The 17,121-nt window shown below is 76.5% G+C and carries 14 protein-coding genes; 6 read left to right on the top strand and 8 right to left on the bottom strand.

The genetic code is table 11. The features are described 5' to 3' along the window. Positions 1-103: 103 nt before the first annotated feature. Genes IE287_RS17105 through IE287_RS17080 form a run of 5 tightly spaced genes read left to right on the top strand, consistent with a single transcriptional unit; the run spans position 104 to position 5,975 of the window. Complete coding sequence (locus IE287_RS17105) at positions 104-1,135, top strand: Gfo/Idh/MocA family protein (protein ID WP_189849913.1); 1,032 nt, start codon at positions 104-106, stop codon at positions 1,133-1,135. Then, positions 1,119-3,356 carry a M20/M25/M40 family metallo-hydrolase gene (locus IE287_RS39290; RefSeq protein ID WP_308436872.1) on the top strand — a complete coding sequence of 746 codons (2,238 nt, stop codon included), beginning with the start codon at positions 1,119-1,121 and terminating at the stop codon, positions 3,354-3,356. The genes IE287_RS17105 and IE287_RS39290 overlap by 17 nt, the downstream gene beginning before the upstream one ends. Further along, entirely contained in the window at positions 3,353-4,504 is a 1,152-nt protein-coding gene (locus IE287_RS17090) for an Ldh family oxidoreductase (protein WP_189849912.1), read from the top strand. The genes IE287_RS39290 and IE287_RS17090 overlap by 4 nt, the downstream gene beginning before the upstream one ends. Next, a complete protein-coding gene (locus tag IE287_RS17085; RefSeq protein WP_229883533.1) occupies positions 4,501-5,526 on the top strand; it encodes a Gfo/Idh/MocA family protein in 1,026 nt (341 codons plus the stop codon). Before IE287_RS17090 ends, IE287_RS17085 begins: the two co-directional genes overlap by 4 nt. After that, positions 5,523-5,975, top strand: coding sequence for a DUF6917 domain-containing protein (locus tag IE287_RS17080; protein ID WP_229883532.1), 453 nt, complete (start codon positions 5,523-5,525; stop codon positions 5,973-5,975). The genes IE287_RS17085 and IE287_RS17080 overlap by 4 nt, the downstream gene beginning before the upstream one ends. Positions 5,976-6,060: 85 nt before the next feature. Here the strand turns inward: IE287_RS17080 and IE287_RS17075 are convergent, their stop codons facing one another. From IE287_RS17075 to IE287_RS17040, 8 genes are all read right to left on the bottom strand, one after another. Further along, a complete protein-coding gene (locus tag IE287_RS17075; RefSeq protein WP_189849911.1) occupies positions 6,061-6,600 on the bottom strand; it encodes an EF-hand domain-containing protein in 540 nt (179 codons plus the stop codon). Between the two features lie 117 nt (positions 6,601-6,717). Then, on the bottom strand, positions 6,718-7,974 hold the full coding sequence (locus tag IE287_RS17070) for a nucleotide sugar dehydrogenase (RefSeq protein WP_189849910.1): 1,257 nt from the start codon (positions 7,972-7,974) through the stop codon (positions 6,718-6,720). A 42-nt stretch (positions 7,975-8,016) separates the two neighbouring features. Continuing rightward, entirely contained in the window at positions 8,017-8,316 is a 300-nt protein-coding gene (locus IE287_RS17065; protein ID WP_189849909.1) for a hypothetical protein, read from the bottom strand. A 72-nt stretch (positions 8,317-8,388) separates the two neighbouring features. Continuing rightward, positions 8,389-10,149 carry a class I adenylate-forming enzyme family protein gene (locus IE287_RS17060; RefSeq protein WP_189849908.1) on the bottom strand — a complete coding sequence of 587 codons (1,761 nt, stop codon included), beginning with the start codon at positions 10,147-10,149 and terminating at the stop codon, positions 8,389-8,391. A 226-nt stretch (positions 10,150-10,375) separates the two neighbouring features. Continuing rightward, positions 10,376-12,139 carry a CoA transferase gene (locus IE287_RS17055; protein ID WP_189849907.1) on the bottom strand — a complete coding sequence of 588 codons (1,764 nt, stop codon included), beginning with the start codon at positions 12,137-12,139 and terminating at the stop codon, positions 10,376-10,378. Between the two features lie 292 nt (positions 12,140-12,431). After that, complete coding sequence (locus tag IE287_RS17050) at positions 12,432-12,872, bottom strand: hypothetical protein (protein ID WP_189849906.1); 441 nt, start codon at positions 12,870-12,872, stop codon at positions 12,432-12,434. A 62-nt stretch (positions 12,873-12,934) separates the two neighbouring features. Beyond that, positions 12,935-14,113, bottom strand: coding sequence for an amidohydrolase (locus IE287_RS17045; protein ID WP_189849905.1), 1,179 nt, complete (start codon positions 14,111-14,113; stop codon positions 12,935-12,937). Then, the gene (locus IE287_RS17040; RefSeq protein ID WP_189849904.1) at positions 14,110-15,555 is read right to left on the bottom strand and encodes an MFS transporter; all 1,446 of its coding nucleotides are present in this window, start codon (positions 15,553-15,555) and stop codon (positions 14,110-14,112) included. The genes IE287_RS17045 and IE287_RS17040 overlap by 4 nt, the downstream gene beginning before the upstream one ends. Before the next feature lie 469 nt (positions 15,556-16,024). On the opposite strand from IE287_RS17040, the gene IE287_RS17035 reads away from it, so the two are divergent. Then, on the top strand, positions 16,025-17,008 hold the full coding sequence (locus tag IE287_RS17035) for an Lrp/AsnC family transcriptional regulator (protein ID WP_189849903.1): 984 nt from the start codon (positions 16,025-16,027) through the stop codon (positions 17,006-17,008). The last annotated feature ends 113 nt before the right edge of the window (positions 17,009-17,121 follow it).

Below are 17,121 nucleotides of genomic sequence, written 5' to 3'. Positions count from 1 at the left end.
CATACTTTTCGGTGACAACGCCCTTGAATTTCTTGACCGGTGTCGCGCGCACCCGCGAGATTCTTCGCCGCACCCCGCACGCACCACTGGATGGAACAACCGCATGAGACAGCCCCTGATCGTCGGACTGGGCCGTTCCGGGGCAGGCCTGCACCTGCGGGCCCTGCGGGCCGCCCTGGAGCGGTCGCCGGAGGCGTGGCGGGGGCCGGTGGTCGCCGTCGACCCCCGCCCCGGCGAGCGGGCCCCGGTGCCGGACGGGGTCACGGTGACGCCCTCCCTCGCGCGGGCGCGGACGCTGCTGCCGCCGGAGCGCGCCGTCGTCCACGTCTGCACGCCCCCCGTCACCCGGCTCGCCGTCCTCACCGAGCTGTGCGCCGCGGGGTACCGCGATCTGATCGTGGAGAAGCCGCTGGCCACCGACGCCGGTCAGCTGGCCGCCGTGGCCGCGCTGCGCGAGCGGTACGGGGCACGGATGGCGGTCATGGCGCACTGGCCCGCCTCCGCCCTGGCCGGACGCCTGCGCGGGCTGATCGCCTCCGGCGCCGCGGGGCGGCTGCTGCGCGTCGACGTCACCCAGCACAAGCCGCGCTTCACCCGCTCGCTGCGCACCGACGACGGGCATCCCACGGCCTTCGACGTGGAGCTGCCGCACGCCCTCGGCCTGGTCCTGTCGCTCGCGGGCCCCGCCGAGACCACCGGCGCGCTCCTGACCGACCTGCGGCTCGGGCAGGCGGTGCGTCCCGGACTGGGTTCGGCGCTGCTGGAACTGCGGCACGCGAACGGGGTGCGGACCCGGATCTCCTCCGACCTCACCGCTCCGGTGCGCGAGCGCAGGGCCGTCCTCGTCTTCGAACGCGGCACGGCCGTCGCCCACTTCGCGCCCAGCGACGCCGACGACCACGTCCAGCTGGAGGTCGACGGCCGGCGCGAGGTCTTCCGCGACGACGCGCTGACCTCGTTCCTGCTGGGCGCCTACGCCCGCTTCACCGGAGTCCCGGCCGAGGACCCGTCCTGGGCGGCGGACTTCGCGCTGCACGCCGACGCGGTCCGGCTGCTGCTGGACGCCAAGCGGCGCTGCGCGGGCGGCCCGGCCGGCGTCCACCCCGAGGAGGCCCACCGTGTCCCGGTCCTGTGACCTGACGGGCCGGATCACCGGCATCGGCGACGAGGCCGCCCCGGACCTCGCCGGACAGATCGCCGTCGCGCGGGAACTGGGCTGGTCCGCGCTGGAACTGCGCACCCTCGACGGCATCCCGCTGGGCGAGCTGCCGGCCCCCGCCGTACGGGAGGCCGCCGGGCTGCTGCACGCGGCGGGGCTCGGCGTGGTCTGCCTCGACTCCCGGATCGGCAACTGGGCCCGCCCGGTCACCGGCCCCTTCGCGGCCGACCTGGAGGAGCTGGAGCGGCTCGCCGAGCACGGCAGGGTGCTGGGCTGCCGCAGCCTGCGCGTCATGTCGTGGACCGACGGCGGGCTGCCCGAGGAGGAGTGGGGGGCCCGGGCGGTCGACCGGATGCGCCGCCTGGCCCGCCGCGCCGAGGAGCTCGGCGTGGAGCTGCTCCACGAGAACTGCACCGGCTGGGCGGGCTCCGACGCCTCCCGCACCCTCGGCATGCTGGCCGAGGTGGACAGTCCGGCGCTGCGCGTCCTGTTCGACACCGGGAACGGCGTGCCGTACGGGTACGACGCCCACGCGCTCCTCGCGCGGCTGCTGCCGCACGTCGCCCACGTCCACGTCAAGGACGCGCTCCCCGGCGACCGGCCCGGCGACGCCGTCTACACCCTCCCCGGCGAGGGCGTCGCCCGCGTCGCCGACTGCGTGCGGCTGCTGGAGGACCACGGCTACCGCGGCGCCTACTCCCTCGAACCCCACCTCGCCGTCGTCCCGCACGCGGGGGTGACCGGCGCGGCCGCCGACACGGCCGCGCCCTTCGTCCGGGCCGCCCGCCGACTGGCCGCCCTGCCGGTCCCGGCGGCCCCCTCCCCCGCCGTGCCCCCGCCGTCCGCGCCCCGGGCCCCCGGGCGGCGGACGCCCGCCGTCGACGCGGGCCTGCTGCTGCACCTGCTGCACACCCCCACCGCGGGCCCCCTGGAGACCGGACCCGGCGCGCCGCACGCGCTGACGGGGGCGCTGCGCTCCTACGCGACGGCGGCGGCGCGGCTCGGGTTCGCGACGGTACGCCTCGGGGCCCCGGCAGCCGGGACGGTGCTGCGCGACGACACCCCGCGTCCGGTGCGCCGCGCGCTCGCCGCCGATCCGGCGTTCCTGGACGGCCAGCCGAGCCTGGTGCTCCGGCTCGGGCCCGCACTGCCCCGGGAGCGCACGGTGATGTTCAACGTGCACCTCGACACGGTCGCGGGCGGGGAGCCGCCCGCGTTCGACGGGGCGCGGTTCACCGGCCGGGGCGCCGTCGACGCGAAGGGCCCGGCGGTGGCCCTGCTCGCCGGGATCGCGGCCGCCGCCGGGGCGTGCCCCGCGATCGGCCGGGACGTCTCGGTGCTGGTCCAGGCGGTGGCGGGCGAGGAGGGCGGGGCGCTCGGCACCTTCGGCACCCGGCCGCTCGTGGAGGAGGGGTACGTCGGCCGGCTCAACGTCTTCTGCGAGCCGACGGGCCTGCGCCACCTGCCCCGCGCCACCGCCGCGGCCACCGCACGGATCCGGGTCGACGGCGAGGACGCCGTCGACGACCGCCCGGAGGCCGGGCACAACGCCACCGTCCTGCTGGGCTTCCTCGCCCAGCACCTGGCCGCCGCCCTCGGCACGGCCGCCTCCGGCGGGACCCCGTCCACGGTCTGCGTGGCGGGGCTGCACACGGGCACGCTGCACAACAAGGTGCACGGCACGGGCAGCCTGCTGCTCAACCTCGCCTACGCCACGGCCGGGGCCGGGGCCGCCGCCGAGCACGCGCTCGCCCGGGCGCTGGACGAGGGGCTGCGGGAGTTCACCGCCCGCTTCTCCGGCGTGCCCCTCTTCGCGCGGACCGCCTCCGACGCGGCGCGGATCACCCGGCTGGAGTGGGAGAAGCGCGGACTGCCCGCGCTCGACGCGTCCCGGCCGGAGTGGGGCGACGCGCTGCTGGCCCGGGCCGGCATCGAGCGGTGGCCCGACGGCGAACCGGGCTTCACCTGCGACGCGATCTGGCTCGCCGGCACGCCCGGCACCTTCACCACGGTGTTCGGTCCGGGCTCGCTGGACGCCAACCGCGCGCACGCGGCGGGCGAGTTCGTCGATCTGCACGACCTGGAGGCGTTCGCGGCCAAGACCGCCGCGCTGCTCACCGCCTTCGCCGACGACCTCCGGCAGGGGGCGGCCGACCGCCCCTTACCGGTCTCCACCGAGAAAGCAGGAACCGCATGACGTCCACGCTGTCCGACGGCGCCGCACCCCCGAACGCCGGCCCGGCGCCCGGCGACGGAAGGCGGGTGACGGTCCCGTACGAAGCGCTGCTCGACGAGACCGCCGCCTGCTTCGTCCGGCTCGGGGTCCCCGCCCCCCGGGCCCGGCTCGCCGCCGAGGCGCTCTGCTACGGCGACCTGACCGGCATGGACTCGCACGGCGTGTTCAACCTGGACCGCCTCTACCGCCCGCTCCTCGAGTCCGGTGGCGCCGATCCCGCCGCCGAGCCGCTCGTCCTGCGCGACCTGGGCGCCTGTGTGCTCGTGGACCACCGGCGGGCGCTGGGCCTCTGGGCGGCCTCGGCGGCGATGGACCTCGCGGCGGAGCGCGCGGCCCGCTGCGGCATCGGGCTGGTCTCGGTGCGGGGCGCCACCCACTTCGGCTGCGCCGGCGTCCACGCCCGGCGGGCGGCCGACCGGGGCATGATCGGCGTCGTCGCCTCCAACTGCGGCGGCCAGCGCATCGCCCGCCCGCCGCTGGGCGCCGCCGCCCTGCTGGGCACCAATCCGCTGAGCGTGGCCGCGCCGGCCCTGGAGGGGCGCCCGTTCGTCCTCGACATGAGCACCACCGTCGTCCCCACCGGCCGGGTCCGCACGGCGGCCCGCGACGGACGGGAGGCGCCCGAGGGCTGGCTCACCGACGACGCGGGGCGTCCGGTGCGGGACGCGGCCGCCTACGACCGGGGCGAGGCCTGGCTGGGCTGGCTCGGCGGCACCCCGGAGACCGGCGCCTTCAAGGGGTTCGGGCTGGGACTCGCGGTGGAGCTCCTGGCCGCCGTGCTCCCGGGGGCGGCCACCGGCCCCGCCCCGGCGGCGCTGGAGGGCGACGGCAGGCCGGGCGGCAGCGACGACGACATCGGCTTCCTGGTCCTGGCGATCGCGCCGAACGCCCTGCGCGACGGCTTCGACGAGGACGCCCGGGAGATGTTCGGCACGGTCCTGGACTGTCCGCCGCTGCCGGGCCGGGACCCCGTCCGCTACCCCGGCCACCCGGAGGCCGTACGGGCCGAGGAGCGGCGCGCGTCGGGCGTCCCGCTCTCCGCCGCGCTCCACGCCGAACTGACCGCGCTCGGACTGCGGCTCCCCGTCCTCCCCGAGGAGGCGCGGTGACGCCGTCCGACGCACCGGCCGGGGCGGGGCGCCCCGCCGCCCCGCTCCGGCTGGGGATCGCCGGGCTCGGGGTGATCTCCCGCTTCTACCTGGCCGCCGCCGAGCGGCTGCCCGAGTGGGAGACGGTCGCCGTCTGCGACCTGCGGGAGGAGGCCCTCGCCCCGTTCCGGGGCCGGCTCGCCTGCCACACCGACCACCGCGCGCTGCTCGCCGCCGAGCCGCTGGACGCCCTCGTCGTGGCCGTGCCCAACCACGCGCACGCCGAGGTCTGCGCGGACGCGCTGCGGGCCGGCGTCCCGGTCTGCGTCGAGAAGCCGCTCGCGCTGCGGCCCGAGGAGGGACGACGCCTGGCCGCGCTCTCCCGGGAGCACGGCGTCCCGCTCCTCACCGCCTTCCACCGCCGCCACAACGACCGGGTCCTGGAGCTGCTCCGCCGGCTGCCGCCGCCGGGGTCGCCGGTGCGGGTGGAGTCCGTGCGGGTGCGGTACCTGGAGCGGATCGAGGAGCACATCGGCGACGACACCTGGTACCTGGACCCGGTCCGCTGCGGCGGCGGCTGCGTCGCCGACAACGGGCCCAACGCCTTCGACCTGGTCCGGCTGCTGCTCGGCGGGGCGGCGTCGGAGGTCGTCGCCGTGGACGTGACGCGGGACGGGGCGGGCACCGACCGGCAGGCCGTGATCGAGCTGGCCGGGCCGGGCGGCCGGGGGCGGGTGGAGCTGGACTGGTCGTATCCGGGGGAGGTCAAGGACGTGCTGGTGCGACTCGACGACGGCACGGAGCTCTCCGCCGACATGCTCGGCGGCCGCCCCGGCTTCAAGGAGTCGCTGTGGCACGAGTACGAGGGCGTCCTGCGGGAGTTCGCGGACCTGCGCGGACGGCCCGGTCCGGACCGGGCCGTCGAGGGCGGCCTGGCCGCCCTCGAACTGGTCGCCGCGGTCTACGCGGCGGAGGCCGGCCCCGGCCTGCCGGGGCCCCGCGCCTCCGGCTCGCACCTGACGTCCCGGACGGAGTCGCCGTGACCGTGTCCCCCGCCCTCCCCTCGTCCCCTCCCTCGCTCGACGCCGGCCTGCACGAGAACGGCGCCAAACGGGCGGTGCTCGGGACCCTGGTCAAGGTGCTGCTGCACGAGCGCACGGACCGGGGCATGGTGCTGGAGCCCTTCGCGGCGCGCTGCGTGCGCCGGGGCGAGGTCCACGAGCTGCTCACGACGGACGCGTGGACGGACGTGCCCGGCTCCCGGGTCGACCGGGTCGGCTTCCTCGGTTTCGTGGAGCTGGAGAACGGCGGTGTCGTCGACCGGGGCGACACGGTGCTGATCGGGGGCGAGCCGGTGGGCACCGTGCTCGGCTTCGACGGCTGCCACCTGCCCAACCACTACAACATCGTGATCCACGCGGACCGGCTGCTGACCGGGGGTTCCCTGGCGCTGGCGACGGAGACCCCGGTGGTCTTCCTGCCCGCCGGCTGACGGCGGCCCGCCCACGACGACGACGACGGCCGGCCGGCACCCCCTGGGGGGTGCCGGCCGGCCGCTCTCACGCGGGGTGACGGACTCAGCCGAGGAGCTCGACGTCGAGGTCTCCGGTGTGGAAGCGACGCACCGCGGTCAGCAGCTCGTCCTCGGACAGCGTGCCGCTGCCGTCGGTGTCGATCTGCTGGAAGGCCGCGCGGCCCTCCTTCTCGCCGAGGCCGATGACGTGCAGCCAGACGGCGAACTCGGCCTCGTCGATGACCCCGTCGCCGTTCTTGTCGGCGAGGGCGACGATGCCCTTGGTGACCGGGCCGAGGACCGGGTTGAAGGTGGCGGCGCCACCCTCGACGACCTCACCGGCGGCCTGGAGGAACTGCGCGCGGTCGATCGGGCCCTGGGCGCCGACGCCCGCCTTGTCGGCGAGGTGCTCGAACATGGCGATGAAGCCGTCGCGCAGCTGGGCGCCCTTCGCCGAGTCGGGGGTCTCGCCGAAGGCGGTGGCGATGTTGGCGGCCTCGGTGACGAAGTCCGAGGGCTCCAGCACGCCGTCGCCGTTCGCGTCCCACTTGTCGAAACGCTTCGCGAGACGCTCCTGGGCGATGTTGCCGACTGCCATGGTCATGGGGTGTTCTCCTTGTTCTGCATACGGCCGTCCGGACGGGCGTCCGGGCGGTCTGTCCCACGGTCCGGGGGCGCGGTGACGCGTCCCCGGCCGGTGGTCTGTGGGGCGTGGGCGGCGTCAGAGCCGCACCACGCGTCGTCCCTCCGCGGTGCCGCGGGTGTCGAGGACGGGGCAGCCGGCGGCGTCCCAGTCGGCCGACCGGTAGGCGGCGTGGTCCTGGAGCAGCACCACCAGGTCGCTGTCGGCCAGGGCCTGTTCGCGGGAGGTCAGGCGGGGCACGGGGACGCCGTCGACCTCGAAGCGTCCGACGTAGGGGTCGTGGTACGCGAGCCGGGTGCCGAGGGCGCCGAGGGCGCGGGCGACGGGGTAGGCGGGCGACTCGCGGGTGTCGGAGATGTCGGCCTTGTAGGCGACGCCGAGCAGGGTGACGCGGGCCCCCGCGGGGTCCTTGCCGTCGGCGAGGAGCAGGTCGTGGGCCCGGCCGGCGACGTGGTCGGGCATCGCGTCGAGGACGGCGCGGGCGGCGCCCAGGGTCCGGAAGGTGAAGCCCTGCTGGGCGGCCCGGGTCATCAGGTAGCGAGGGTCGACGGGGATGCAGTGGCCGCCCACGCCGGGGCCGGGCCGGAAGGCGGAGAAGCCGAAGGGCTTGGTGTCCGCGCAGCGCAGCACGTCCCAGATGTCGATGCCGACCCGGTCGCAGTAGAGGGCGGCCTCGTCGACCAGGGCGATGTTGACGTACCGGTAGGCGTTCTCGAGCAGTTTGGCCATCTCGGCCTCCCGCGTCCCGGCGGCGACGACGACCTCGTCGACGAGCCGCTCGTAGAAGGCGGTGGCGTGCTTGGCGCAGAGCTCGGTGCAGCCGCTGACGATCTTCGGGGTGGTGCGCAGGTCGTAGTGGCGGTTGCCGGGGTCGATGCGTTCCGGGGAGTACGCCAGGTGGAAGTCCTCGCCGACGCGTAATCCGTGCGCTTCGAGGAGGGGCCGGACGATCTCCTCCGTGGTGCCCGGGTGGCTGGTGGACTCGACGCAGACCAGGGTGCCGGGTTCGAGGTGGCGGGCCACCGTGCGCACGGCCGAGACCAGCGGTTCGAGGTCCGGTTCGCCGGCCGGGGTGAGCCCGGTCGGCACGCAGACGACGACGGTGTGGGCGCCGGAGAGGACGCCGGGGTCGGTGCTCGCGCGGAAGCCCGCGGCGAGCATCTCCCCGATGTCCTCGGACCGGATGTCCTCGATGTGGGACCGCCCCCGGCCCAGCCCCTCGACGACGTCGGCGCCGATGTCGTAGCCGACGGTGGTCAGCCCCGCCTCGCAGGCCCGGCGGGCCAGCGGGAGGCCGACGTAGCCGAGTCCGACCACGGCGAGTTCTGTTGACACGTTTCCCCCATGCTTTCGCTGCGGCTGTTCGCGGTCCGGCCGTCAGGCGCTGAAGCTGCCGCTTCCGGCCACCACGTGGGAGCCGTGGCCCGGCGCGACGACGAAGGCCGGACCGAGACAGAACGGATCGCCGTGGACGCGGACCGGTCCGTTCGTCGCGTTGGTGAGCACGTGCGCCGCGGCCGGCAGCTTGTGACAGCCCCGCGGGTTCTCGTACACGGACAGGGGGTGCGCCTCCGTCTCGAAGACGGTGACGGTCCCCTCGGCCGCGAGCGCGGGGGCCTGGAGGAGACCGAGGGCGGCGCCGGAGGCGAGGACGAGGGTGACGAGGGAACGTCGCATGGAAGGTGCTCCGCAACTGGCGGGGCCGTCGAAGGCGCCCGCCGCGTAAGGAAGTTGAACCAGAAGTTCCGCTTACTGCTCCAGGATTGCATACGAATCCGCGTCTCCGCGCAATTTCCTGCCACGTTCGCCTGCATGAGTGACATCTCCTGCCGGAGGGTTCACGTGGGCCGTGGCCCCGGGCCGCGCGTCGGCGCCCAGGGCGGCCAGGGCCCGGGAGGTGACGGTGCGCCGGCAGACCTTGCCGGTGGGCCGCAGCGGCATCCGGTCGAGCACCACGAGGTACTCGGGGAACTTGCGGCGCTCCAGACCGCGGGCGGCCAGGTGCGCGGTCACGGCGGCCAGGGCCGGCGCGGGGACGCCGGGCGCGGGGCGCACGCACGCGCACAGCCGCTCCCCGAACTCCTCGTCCGGCACCGGGACGCACACCGCCTCGGCGATCCGGGGGTCGGTGCCCAGCTCCTGCTCCACCTCGGCCGGGCTGATCGTGTGACCGCCCCGGATCACGACGTTCTTGATCCGGCCGAGGACCCGCAGGCGCCCCGCCCCGTCGAGCGCGCCGAGGTCTCCGGTGCGGACCCAGCCGTCGGCCGTGCGGTGGCGGGCGTCGAGTTCGGGCGCTCCGGCGTAGCAGAGGGGGGTCATCGGCCCCCGGGCCTGGATCTCCCCGGGCTCTCCGGTGTCCGCGGGGGTCCCGTCACGCCGGACGATCCGGAGCGAGACCACGGCGGGGTCGGGGGTGCCGGCGAGGTCTCCCGAGGGTGCGACGGTGTGGCAGTTGACGCCGTCCGAGGAGCCGTACACGGTGACGACCGGCACCCCGAACCTCTCCCGGCAGGCGAGCGCCGTGGAGGCGGGCAGCGCCGCGCCGCTGGAGACGAGGGCCCGCAGCCGGCCGGTGTCCTCCCCGGGCCGGCGCGGCAGGTCGGCCATCCGCCGCAGCATGGTCGGCACCCCGAAGACGTGCGTCGGCCGGTGCTCGGCGAGGGCCCGCAGCGCGTCCGCGGCGTCGAAGCGGTCGCGCACGATCAGGGTCCCCCCGAGCGCGGCGAGCGTGACGGGCACGCCCAGCGAGCCGTACGAGGAGGCGAGCGGGACGAGCACGAGGAACCGGTGCGGCCCGGTCTGGGCCCCGGCGAGGGCGCGGACGTAGGCGGCCCGGCCGCCGGCCATGGCCTGGTGGCTGTAGGCGACGAGCTTCGGCTCGGTCTCGGAGCCGGAGGAGACCAGGAACCGCGCGGGCGCCCGGGCGGCGGCGGGAGGCTCGGACGGACGGAAGGCACCGGCGGGCGCGGCACGGTCGAGCCGTCGCGCTCCGGCCCGCGCCGCGCCGGGGGATGCCGTGAACACGGCCCGGAGCCAGGGCAGTCCGGCCGCCGCTTCGAGGTCCTCCGGTTCGCCGAGGACGGCGCCGGCGGCCCGGGACCTGCTCAGCAGCGTGCGGGTGTCGCGGACCCCGCCGCCGAGCGGATAGGGCAGGGCGACCGCGCCGAGGGCGTAGACGGCGAGCTCCGCCGCGACGGCGAGCCGTCCGTTGGGCAGGCGGAGCGCGATCACGTCCCGGGCGCCGAGCCCCGCCTCCGCGAAGAGGGCGGCGATGCGCAGCACCTCCGCGTACAACTCCCCGTAGGTGAGGGCCCCTCGGGCTTCCACCACGGCCTCGCGGCCCGGGGAGGCGAGGGCGTGTCCCCGGAAGAGGGTGAAGAGGTCGGCGTCCGGGCAGAGGCCCCGGGCCTCCCAGGCCTCGCGCTCGGCGCGGGGGACCCGGTCGGGCAGGTCCAGGCCGTTCCGGGAGCGCCAGGGGGCCTCGCGCGCGGTGTACGTCGGGGTCATCGGGTCCTGTCTCCTCGGGGTGGGGAAGGGAGCGGGCGGGCCCGCGCGGGCGGCCCGGCGCGGGAGCGCCGCGGACCGCTCGGACCGTTCCGGCCGCGGGCTGTCGGGAAGGGTGCGGGGGGGGCGCGTCGGCGCGCGTCGGCGGTGGGGTGGCGGGGTTCGCGGACGGCGCCGTCCGGGGCGCGGGACCGATCGGGGGGGCCGCGCTTCCGGCCGCCCGCCGGCGTCAGCCGGAGAGGGGGTCCGTGAACGTCCAGGGCGCCGCGGGTCTCGCGTACGGGAGGTGCTCGTCCGCGCGGAGCACGGACCGGGCGAAGGCCGGGTCCGCGGCGAGGGCGGCCAGGTCGGTGCGGACGGCCACGGAGGGAAGTCCGGCCTCGCGCAGGACGGTGAGCCAGGCGTCCGTGGGGCGGCTTCTCAGCCGGGCGCCGACCGCGTCGGCGCCGGCGGCCCCGACGGCGCGGGCCAGCGCGCCGGGGTGGAGGCGCGCCTCGGCGCCCAGGTACAGCAGTCCGTCGGCGGTGGGCAGCGGGCGGTCCAGCGGGGAGAGCCGGACGCGCCGGTCGGCGCGGGGGACCAGGGCCGCCGCGGAGAGCAACGACGACCTGACGCGGCAGCCCCGGCGGGTCCGCTCGCGGGTGAGGAGGCCGGCGAGGGCGGCCTGGGCCAGGACCAGGCCGCCCAGGACGTCGGTGACGGTCATCAGGGAGGGGGCCGGCCCCTCCCCCTCGGGGCGCAGCGCGGCGGCGAGCCCTCCGTGCACCTGGGCCAGGTAGTCGGTGCCGATCGGGGGGCGGGGGCCGAGCGCGGTGCCGAAGCCGGAGGCGGAGGCGTACACCAGGCGGGGGTTGACGGCGTGCAGCGCGTCGGCGTCCAGCCGGAGGTCGCGGGCCTTGCCGGGGGCCCAGTTGTGGAGGAAGACGTCGGCGCGGGCGGCGAGCGCGACGACGGCGTCGCGCCCCCGGCGGGTGGTGAGGTCGGCCTCGACGACGGACTTGCCGTGGTTGAGCGCCGAGAAGCGCACCGAGCAGCCCGCGGCGACCGGGGGCAGGTCGCGCATCGGGTCGCCGCCGGGCGGTTCGACGCGGACGACGTCGGCGCCGAGCATGCGCAGGACGTGCCCGGCCATGGGGCCCTGGACGCGGCGGGCCGATTCGACGACGCGGAGGCCGGCGAGGGGCTGCGCGGTGGGGGCGGACGCGGGCGCGGCCGGGGGGTGGGGGTCCGGGAGGGCGACGGGGCCCGGCACGACGGTCCAGGGGGCGAGGGCGGGCGCGGCGGTCGTCCCGCCGACCACGGCGACCGAGACGCCGTGCGCGTCGCCCGCACGCCGTACCGCTTCCAGGGGGTGGGCGAGGACGGCGGCGCGGAGTTCCGGCGGCAGGGGACAGACGGCCGTGCCGAAGCGGCTCTGGAAGGGGAGCCAGCCGCGTCCCGCCGTGCGGGCGGGCACTCCTAATCGGCGCCAGAACCCGGCCCAGGCGGTGGGGTCGAGGGTCTCGATCTCGACGCGCGCGGCGTCGGCGGTGACGAGGGTCGCGAGCCCGGTGACGGCGCCGGGGGGAGCCGGGTCGCCGTCGGCGACGGTGGCGGCGGCGAGGTACTGGGTGACCGTCAGGAGCGCCCCCTGGGCGAGGGAGGTCACGGTGTGCGGTGCCGGGCCGCCCCGGGCGCGGGCGAGGAGGGAGGCGGTGGCCCCCTGGGCGGCGAGCACGCCGGTGACCGCGGAGACGTACGCGGCGGTCAGGGGGGCGGGGGTGCCGGTGGCCCGGCCGTGCACGTGCATGACGCCGCACGCGGCCTGCGCGGCGCGCTCGTCGCCCGCGTCGATGCCGACCGGGCCGGCTTCCAGGACGGTCCAGCGGGGCCGGCCGGTCCGGTCGCCGGGCGGGGCGCCGACGGTGCGCCGGAGCAGCTCGGCGGCCACCGCGCGGGCGGTACGGGTGGTGGTGGACGGTGTCCGGGGCCGGGTGTCCTGGTCCAGGCTCATCCGCGGTTCCCGTCTTCTCCGCCGGGTCGCGGCACGGCGCGTCTCCCCGCTCGAAACGATCTTTCCGTCGGGATGAACGCGGGAGCGGTCCGCGAGGCACGGTGCCCGCGCGACTCCACTCCCACGGGCGAACATCCGCAAGACCGTCCGATCGGGGCGGCCGTCCGGTCGGGGCGGTGCGGGCGCCCTCGGCGGTGCGGGCGGGGCCCGCCGCGCGCGGCCGCCGGCCGGCGTCACCGGCCGCGACGAACCGGGCGCCCGCGCGCGGCCACCGGGGGCGCGGCGGGGCGGGTCACAGGTCGGCGCAGAGCGCGCGGGCCCGGGCCAGGTCCTTCCTGACCGTCGCGTCGAAGTCGAACACCTGCTGGTGACGGTCCTGCGAGCGGCGGATCGTCTCCGCGAGCTCCTTGTACGCCGGGTCGCCGGCCGCCGCCGCCGCGGAGAGCGTCCCGGCGGCCGCGTAGCGGTTGACCGCGGTCTCGCCCGCCGGGCCCCGGTCGACGTACTTCGCCTCGTCGAAGCCTTCGAGCGCCCGGCACGCCGCGCGCGCGTCGGCGGCGGGGGTGCCCGCGGCCGGGGTGCCGGAGCCGGACGTCAGGGCCCAGGCGGCGCCCACTCCCCCGGCCCCGAGGACCAGTCCCAGGAGGAGGGGGACGGCGACGGCGGCCGTGCGCCCGCGGGGCGCCGGGGGCGTCGTGGCGGCGGGGGCGGGGTGGTTCTGCCGGGGCTGCATCCCCCCAAGGTAGCGGCCCCGCCCGGGCGTTCGAAGGCCGGGCGGGGGAAGGGAGACGTCCGCTACGCGCGCGTGCGCTCCTCCAGGCGGCGGGCGAGGGACGCGCGGTGGGTGTCGTCCGTGGCGAGGTCCAGGACCGTCCAGGCCATCGCCAGGCCTCCGTCCAGGACCGCCCGATCGGCTCCCGGGGTGGTGCCGTAGCGGGTGAACTCGGGATTGTGCATGATCGCGTCGCCGCAGTCGTAGCCGATCATGGGGTGGATGGTCGGGACGAGGTGCGAGACGTTGCCCATGTCGGTCGAACCGCCGCGCAGGGCGGGGTCGATGTCCCGGACGTCGCGGCCGAGGGCGCGGGCGGCGTCCAGGTAGGAGCGGGCGAGGGCGAGGTCCTGGCGGAGGTCGGCGTAGTCGTTGCCGACGGGTTCCAGGGTGAGTTCGGCGCCGGTGGCCAGCGCGCCCGCCTCGAAGCACGCGCGGACCCGGGACCGGAGGGCGCGCAGCTCCTCCATGGTGCCGGCGCGGCAGTCGTAGTCGGCGGTGGTGAGCGCCGGGATGACGTTGGCGGCCTCGCCGCCCCGGGTGACGATCCCGGAGACGACGCCGCCGGGGGGCAGCTGCTGCCGGTAGGCGGCGATGGCGACCTGGGCGATCATCATGGCGTCGGCGGCGTTGGTGCCCCGTTCGGGCATGGCCGCCGCGTGCGCGGCCACGCCGTCGTAGCGCACCTTCCAGCTGCTGATGGCCTGGGAGGTCATGCCGACGGCGTCCTGCGGGGCGGCGTGCACCATCATCGCGGCGGCCACGTCGTCGAAGGCGCCGGCGCGCAGCATGTCGACCTTGCCGCCGCCGGACTCCTCGGCGGGGGTGCCGAGGAGGGCGACGGTGATGCCGAGGTCGTCGGCGTACGGCGCGAGGGCGAGGGCGGCGGCGACCGCGGCGGCCCCGTTGACGTTGTGGCCGCAGGCGTGGCCGATGCCGGGCAGGGCGTCGTACTCGGCGCAGATGCCGATGACGAGGTCGCCGCTGCCGGCGGTGGCCCGGAAGGCGGTCGGCAGGCCGTAGGCGCCGCGCTCGGTCGCGAAGCCGGCGGCCTCGACGAGGTCGGTGATCCGGCGGGCCGCCCGGTGCTCCTCGTAGGCGAGCTCGGGGTCGGCGTGCAGGGCGTGGCTGAGGCCGATCAGGTCGTCGCGGCGGCCGGCCAGGGTGGCGCGGGTGCGCTCGCGCAGCGCGGTGGGGGTCATGCGTGCTCCTCGGCGGGCTTCGGGGTGCGGTAGAGCAGGGCGACGGCGGCCCCCGCGACGGAGACGACCGCGCACAGGGTCCAGGAGGTGGTGTAGGCGCCGAGGTCGGGGAGCGTCCGGCCGGCGGCGGTGTGGCCGGCGAAGACGGTGAGGACGACGGCCGCGCCGACGGAACCGCCGACGTTGATGAGCAGTTCGTTGATGCCGGAGCCGACGGCGGTGCGGTCGTGCGGCACGGACTCGACGGCGAGGGTGCGGGTCGAGTGCTGCATGAACCCGGTGCCGAGTCCGGCCACCGCCGTACCCGCCAGGAAGGCGGCGAGGTGGGTGTGGAAGGCGGCGGAGAGCACGTACCCGCCGGCCATGAGGAGGGAGCCGCAGACCAGCGTGAGCCGGTCGGACAGGAGGCGGGCGACGGCGGGGGCGACGAGCGCGGCGAGCGCGAGCGCCAGGAGGTTGGGGAGCATGGCCAGGGCGATGGCGAAGGGGTCGAGACCGGGGCCGTAACCGTCCCGGGCGGTGCCGGTGCCGAGGAAGACGGGGTTGGCGACCTGGAGCCCCAGCATGCAGAAGGTGAAGGTCAGGGTGGTGAGCGAGACCACGGCGACGTTCCGGCGGCGGAACATCCGGACGTCGATCATCGGTTCGGCGGTGCGCAGCTCCACCAGCACCCAGGCGACCGTGACGGCCGTGCCGCCGATCAGACAGCCGAGGGTGCGCGGGGAGTCCCACTCCCAGCCGGGGGTTCCGCCGAGGCCGAGGCCGAGCATGACGGCGACGAGCCCGGCGCAGAGCAGGACGCCCCCGGCCCAGTCGATGGAGCCGCCGGGCCGGTGGTCCGACTCCGGCAGGAAGCGCCAGCCGAAGGCGAGCGCCAGGGAGGTCGCGACGGCGGGCACCCACAGCGCGGCCGTCGGGCTGTCCACCGAGCGGGCCACCAGGCCGCTGGCGACCAGTCCGAGCGCGAGCCCGCCGACCAGGGCGGCGACCATCACGCTGATGCCCCGGCGGCTCTCGGCGTCGCCGCCCGAACGGTTGCGGAGGATGCCGACGAGGAGCGGGAAGAAGCCGGCGAAGGCGCCCTGGAGGATCTGTCCGGCGAGCAGCGTCGGGAAGTCGCGGGCGACGCCGACCAGGAGCGAGCCGAGCAGCACGATGGCGAGGTTCCAGCGCAGCACGCGCCGGTGGCCGTGCAGGTCGCCCATGCGGGAGAGCACGGGGGTGAAGGCGACGCTGGCGAGCAGGTTGGCGATGCTGATCCAGTTCAGGTCCGCGGCGGAGACGCCGAGGGTGTCCGTGAGACTGCGCAGGACCGGGGAGAGGAAGCCCTGCGTGATGCCGCTGGAGAGCTCGACCAGGATCACCGAGGCGAGCACGGCGGCCGCCGGCGTGGGGCGCGGTGCGGCTCTTCGGGCGGCCGGGGGTGCAGCGGTGTCCGTCATACGTACCACCTGTTCGGTGCGGGCCCTCGCGGGCTGGCAGGGAGGGAGGACAGCGGCGGGTGCGCGGCCGCACGGCGGGGTGCGGCCTGACGCCGTCCGCGGCGTCGACCCCCGCTGCGGCTGCGGCTGCGGCTGCGGCTGCGGCTGCGGGACGATCGGTCACCCGGCGCGATCCGCATCACAATGTCGCGAACGCGGGTGGAGCACGACAAGAGTCGGGGGCAGGATCGGGGGAAGAAGACACCTGGGGGAGGGTCTTCGGTGGAAACTGGCATCAGGACGTCTTCACGGGCGCAGATCCGGCGGAGGATGGACCGGGTTGGCGAGGGGCCGTACGGTACGGCGGACCCCGGTGGGCGGTAGGCGGTAGGCGGTAGGCGGTAGGCGGTAGGCGGTAGGCGGTAGGCGACGGTCGGCCGCCGGTCGGCGGGGCCATGGCGGCGGGCCTTCCCCGGAGCGGAGCGGACACATGAGCGACCCGAACGGTCCCCTGCCGGTCCTGGACGCCGTCGACCACACCGTCCTCCGCGCCCTGCACCGCAATCCGCGCGCGCCCTTCGCCGAGATCGGCGCCACGGCGGGGGTGCACGAGCGGACCGTCGCCCGGCGGCTCGAACGGCTGACCGCCACCGGCCGGGTCCGCTTCACCGCGGCCCTCACCCCGGAGTACCTCGGCGAGGGGGTGACCGCCGAGGTCGCCGTACGGTGCGCCCCCGGCCGCGTCCACGAGACCGCGCTCGCGCTGGCCCGCCGCGCGGACGCCCGCTCCGTCGAGGTCGCCACCGGCGACCTGGAGGTCTACGCCGAGTACACGACTCCGGACCACGACGCCCTGCTCACCCTGATCGACTCCGCCATCGGCCGTCTCGACGGGGTGGTCGACGTCCGTTCCCAGGTCGTCCTCCGGCTGCTGCTGACGGCGAGCGACTGGGCCCCGTACGACGACCTGCCGACCGAGGTGCGCCGCAGGGTGCGGGAGGGCACGCCGCTGCCCGCCGCCCCGGCGGTGGACGACCTGGACCGCAGGCTCGTCGCCCTGCTCGCCACGGACGCCCGGATGTCCACCGCGCGCCTGGCGCACCGGCTCCAGGTCGGCGAGACGACGGCCCGCCGCCGGCTCGCCCGGCTGATGGCCTCCCACGTCCTGCACCTCAGGCTGCACGCCGACCCCGCCGTGCTGGGCTACCCGCTGGAGGCCCGCTTCCGGCTCGCGGTCACGCCGAGCCGGCTGGAGGCGGCGATCCGGCTGCTCGCGGCGGAGCCCGCGATCCGGCACCTCGTCCTCACCACCGGCGCCACCAACATCCTCGGCTACTCCAGCCACCGCGACACCGTCGACCTGCACGCCTTCACCACGCGCGTGTTCTCCGGCCTGGACGGGGTGACGGCGACGGAGACGGCCGTCCTCATGCGCACGTACAAGCGGGCGAACATCGCCGAGCGCCGCACCTGATTCGGACGGACGTGCCCACGGTCATCAGTGTGGGTGGTGACACGGCATATGAGGTGACGGGAGCATTTTCCGGCAAGGGCTTTCGTCCCTTTCTCTCCCATGCCCCTTGACCC

The organism is Streptomyces omiyaensis, assembly GCF_014650895.1.
GTDB classification, from domain to species: domain Bacteria; phylum Actinomycetota; class Actinomycetes; order Streptomycetales; family Streptomycetaceae; genus Streptomyces; species Streptomyces omiyaensis.
This window is presented reverse-complemented; position numbering and strand designations above follow the sequence as displayed.

What these genes read in the sequence shown, in the direction of transcription:
- IE287_RS17065 (WP_189849909.1), bottom strand. Translation starts at nt 8,316, where the DNA reads ATGCGACGTTCCCTCGTCACCCTCGTCCTCGCCTCCGGCGCCGCCCTC.
- IE287_RS17040 (WP_189849904.1), bottom strand. Translation starts at nt 15,555, where the DNA reads ATGACGGACACCGCTGCACCCCCGGCCGCCCGAAGAGCCGCACCGCGC.
- IE287_RS17105 (WP_189849913.1), top strand. Translation starts at nt 104, where the DNA reads ATGAGACAGCCCCTGATCGTCGGACTGGGCCGTTCCGGGGCAGGCCTG.
- IE287_RS17090 (WP_189849912.1), top strand. Translation starts at nt 3,353, where the DNA reads ATGACGTCCACGCTGTCCGACGGCGCCGCACCCCCGAACGCCGGCCCG.
- IE287_RS17050 (WP_189849906.1), bottom strand. Translation starts at nt 12,872, where the DNA reads ATGCAGCCCCGGCAGAACCACCCCGCCCCCGCCGCCACGACGCCCCCG.
- IE287_RS17075 (WP_189849911.1), bottom strand. Translation starts at nt 6,600, where the DNA reads ATGACCATGGCAGTCGGCAACATCGCCCAGGAGCGTCTCGCGAAGCGT.
- IE287_RS17055 (WP_189849907.1), bottom strand. Translation starts at nt 12,139, where the DNA reads ATGAGCCTGGACCAGGACACCCGGCCCCGGACACCGTCCACCACCACC.
- IE287_RS17045 (WP_189849905.1), bottom strand. Translation starts at nt 14,113, where the DNA reads ATGACCCCCACCGCGCTGCGCGAGCGCACCCGCGCCACCCTGGCCGGC.
- IE287_RS17035 (WP_189849903.1), top strand. Translation starts at nt 16,025, where the DNA reads ATGAGCGACCCGAACGGTCCCCTGCCGGTCCTGGACGCCGTCGACCAC.
- IE287_RS17060 (WP_189849908.1), bottom strand. Translation starts at nt 10,149, where the DNA reads ATGACCCCGACGTACACCGCGCGCGAGGCCCCCTGGCGCTCCCGGAAC.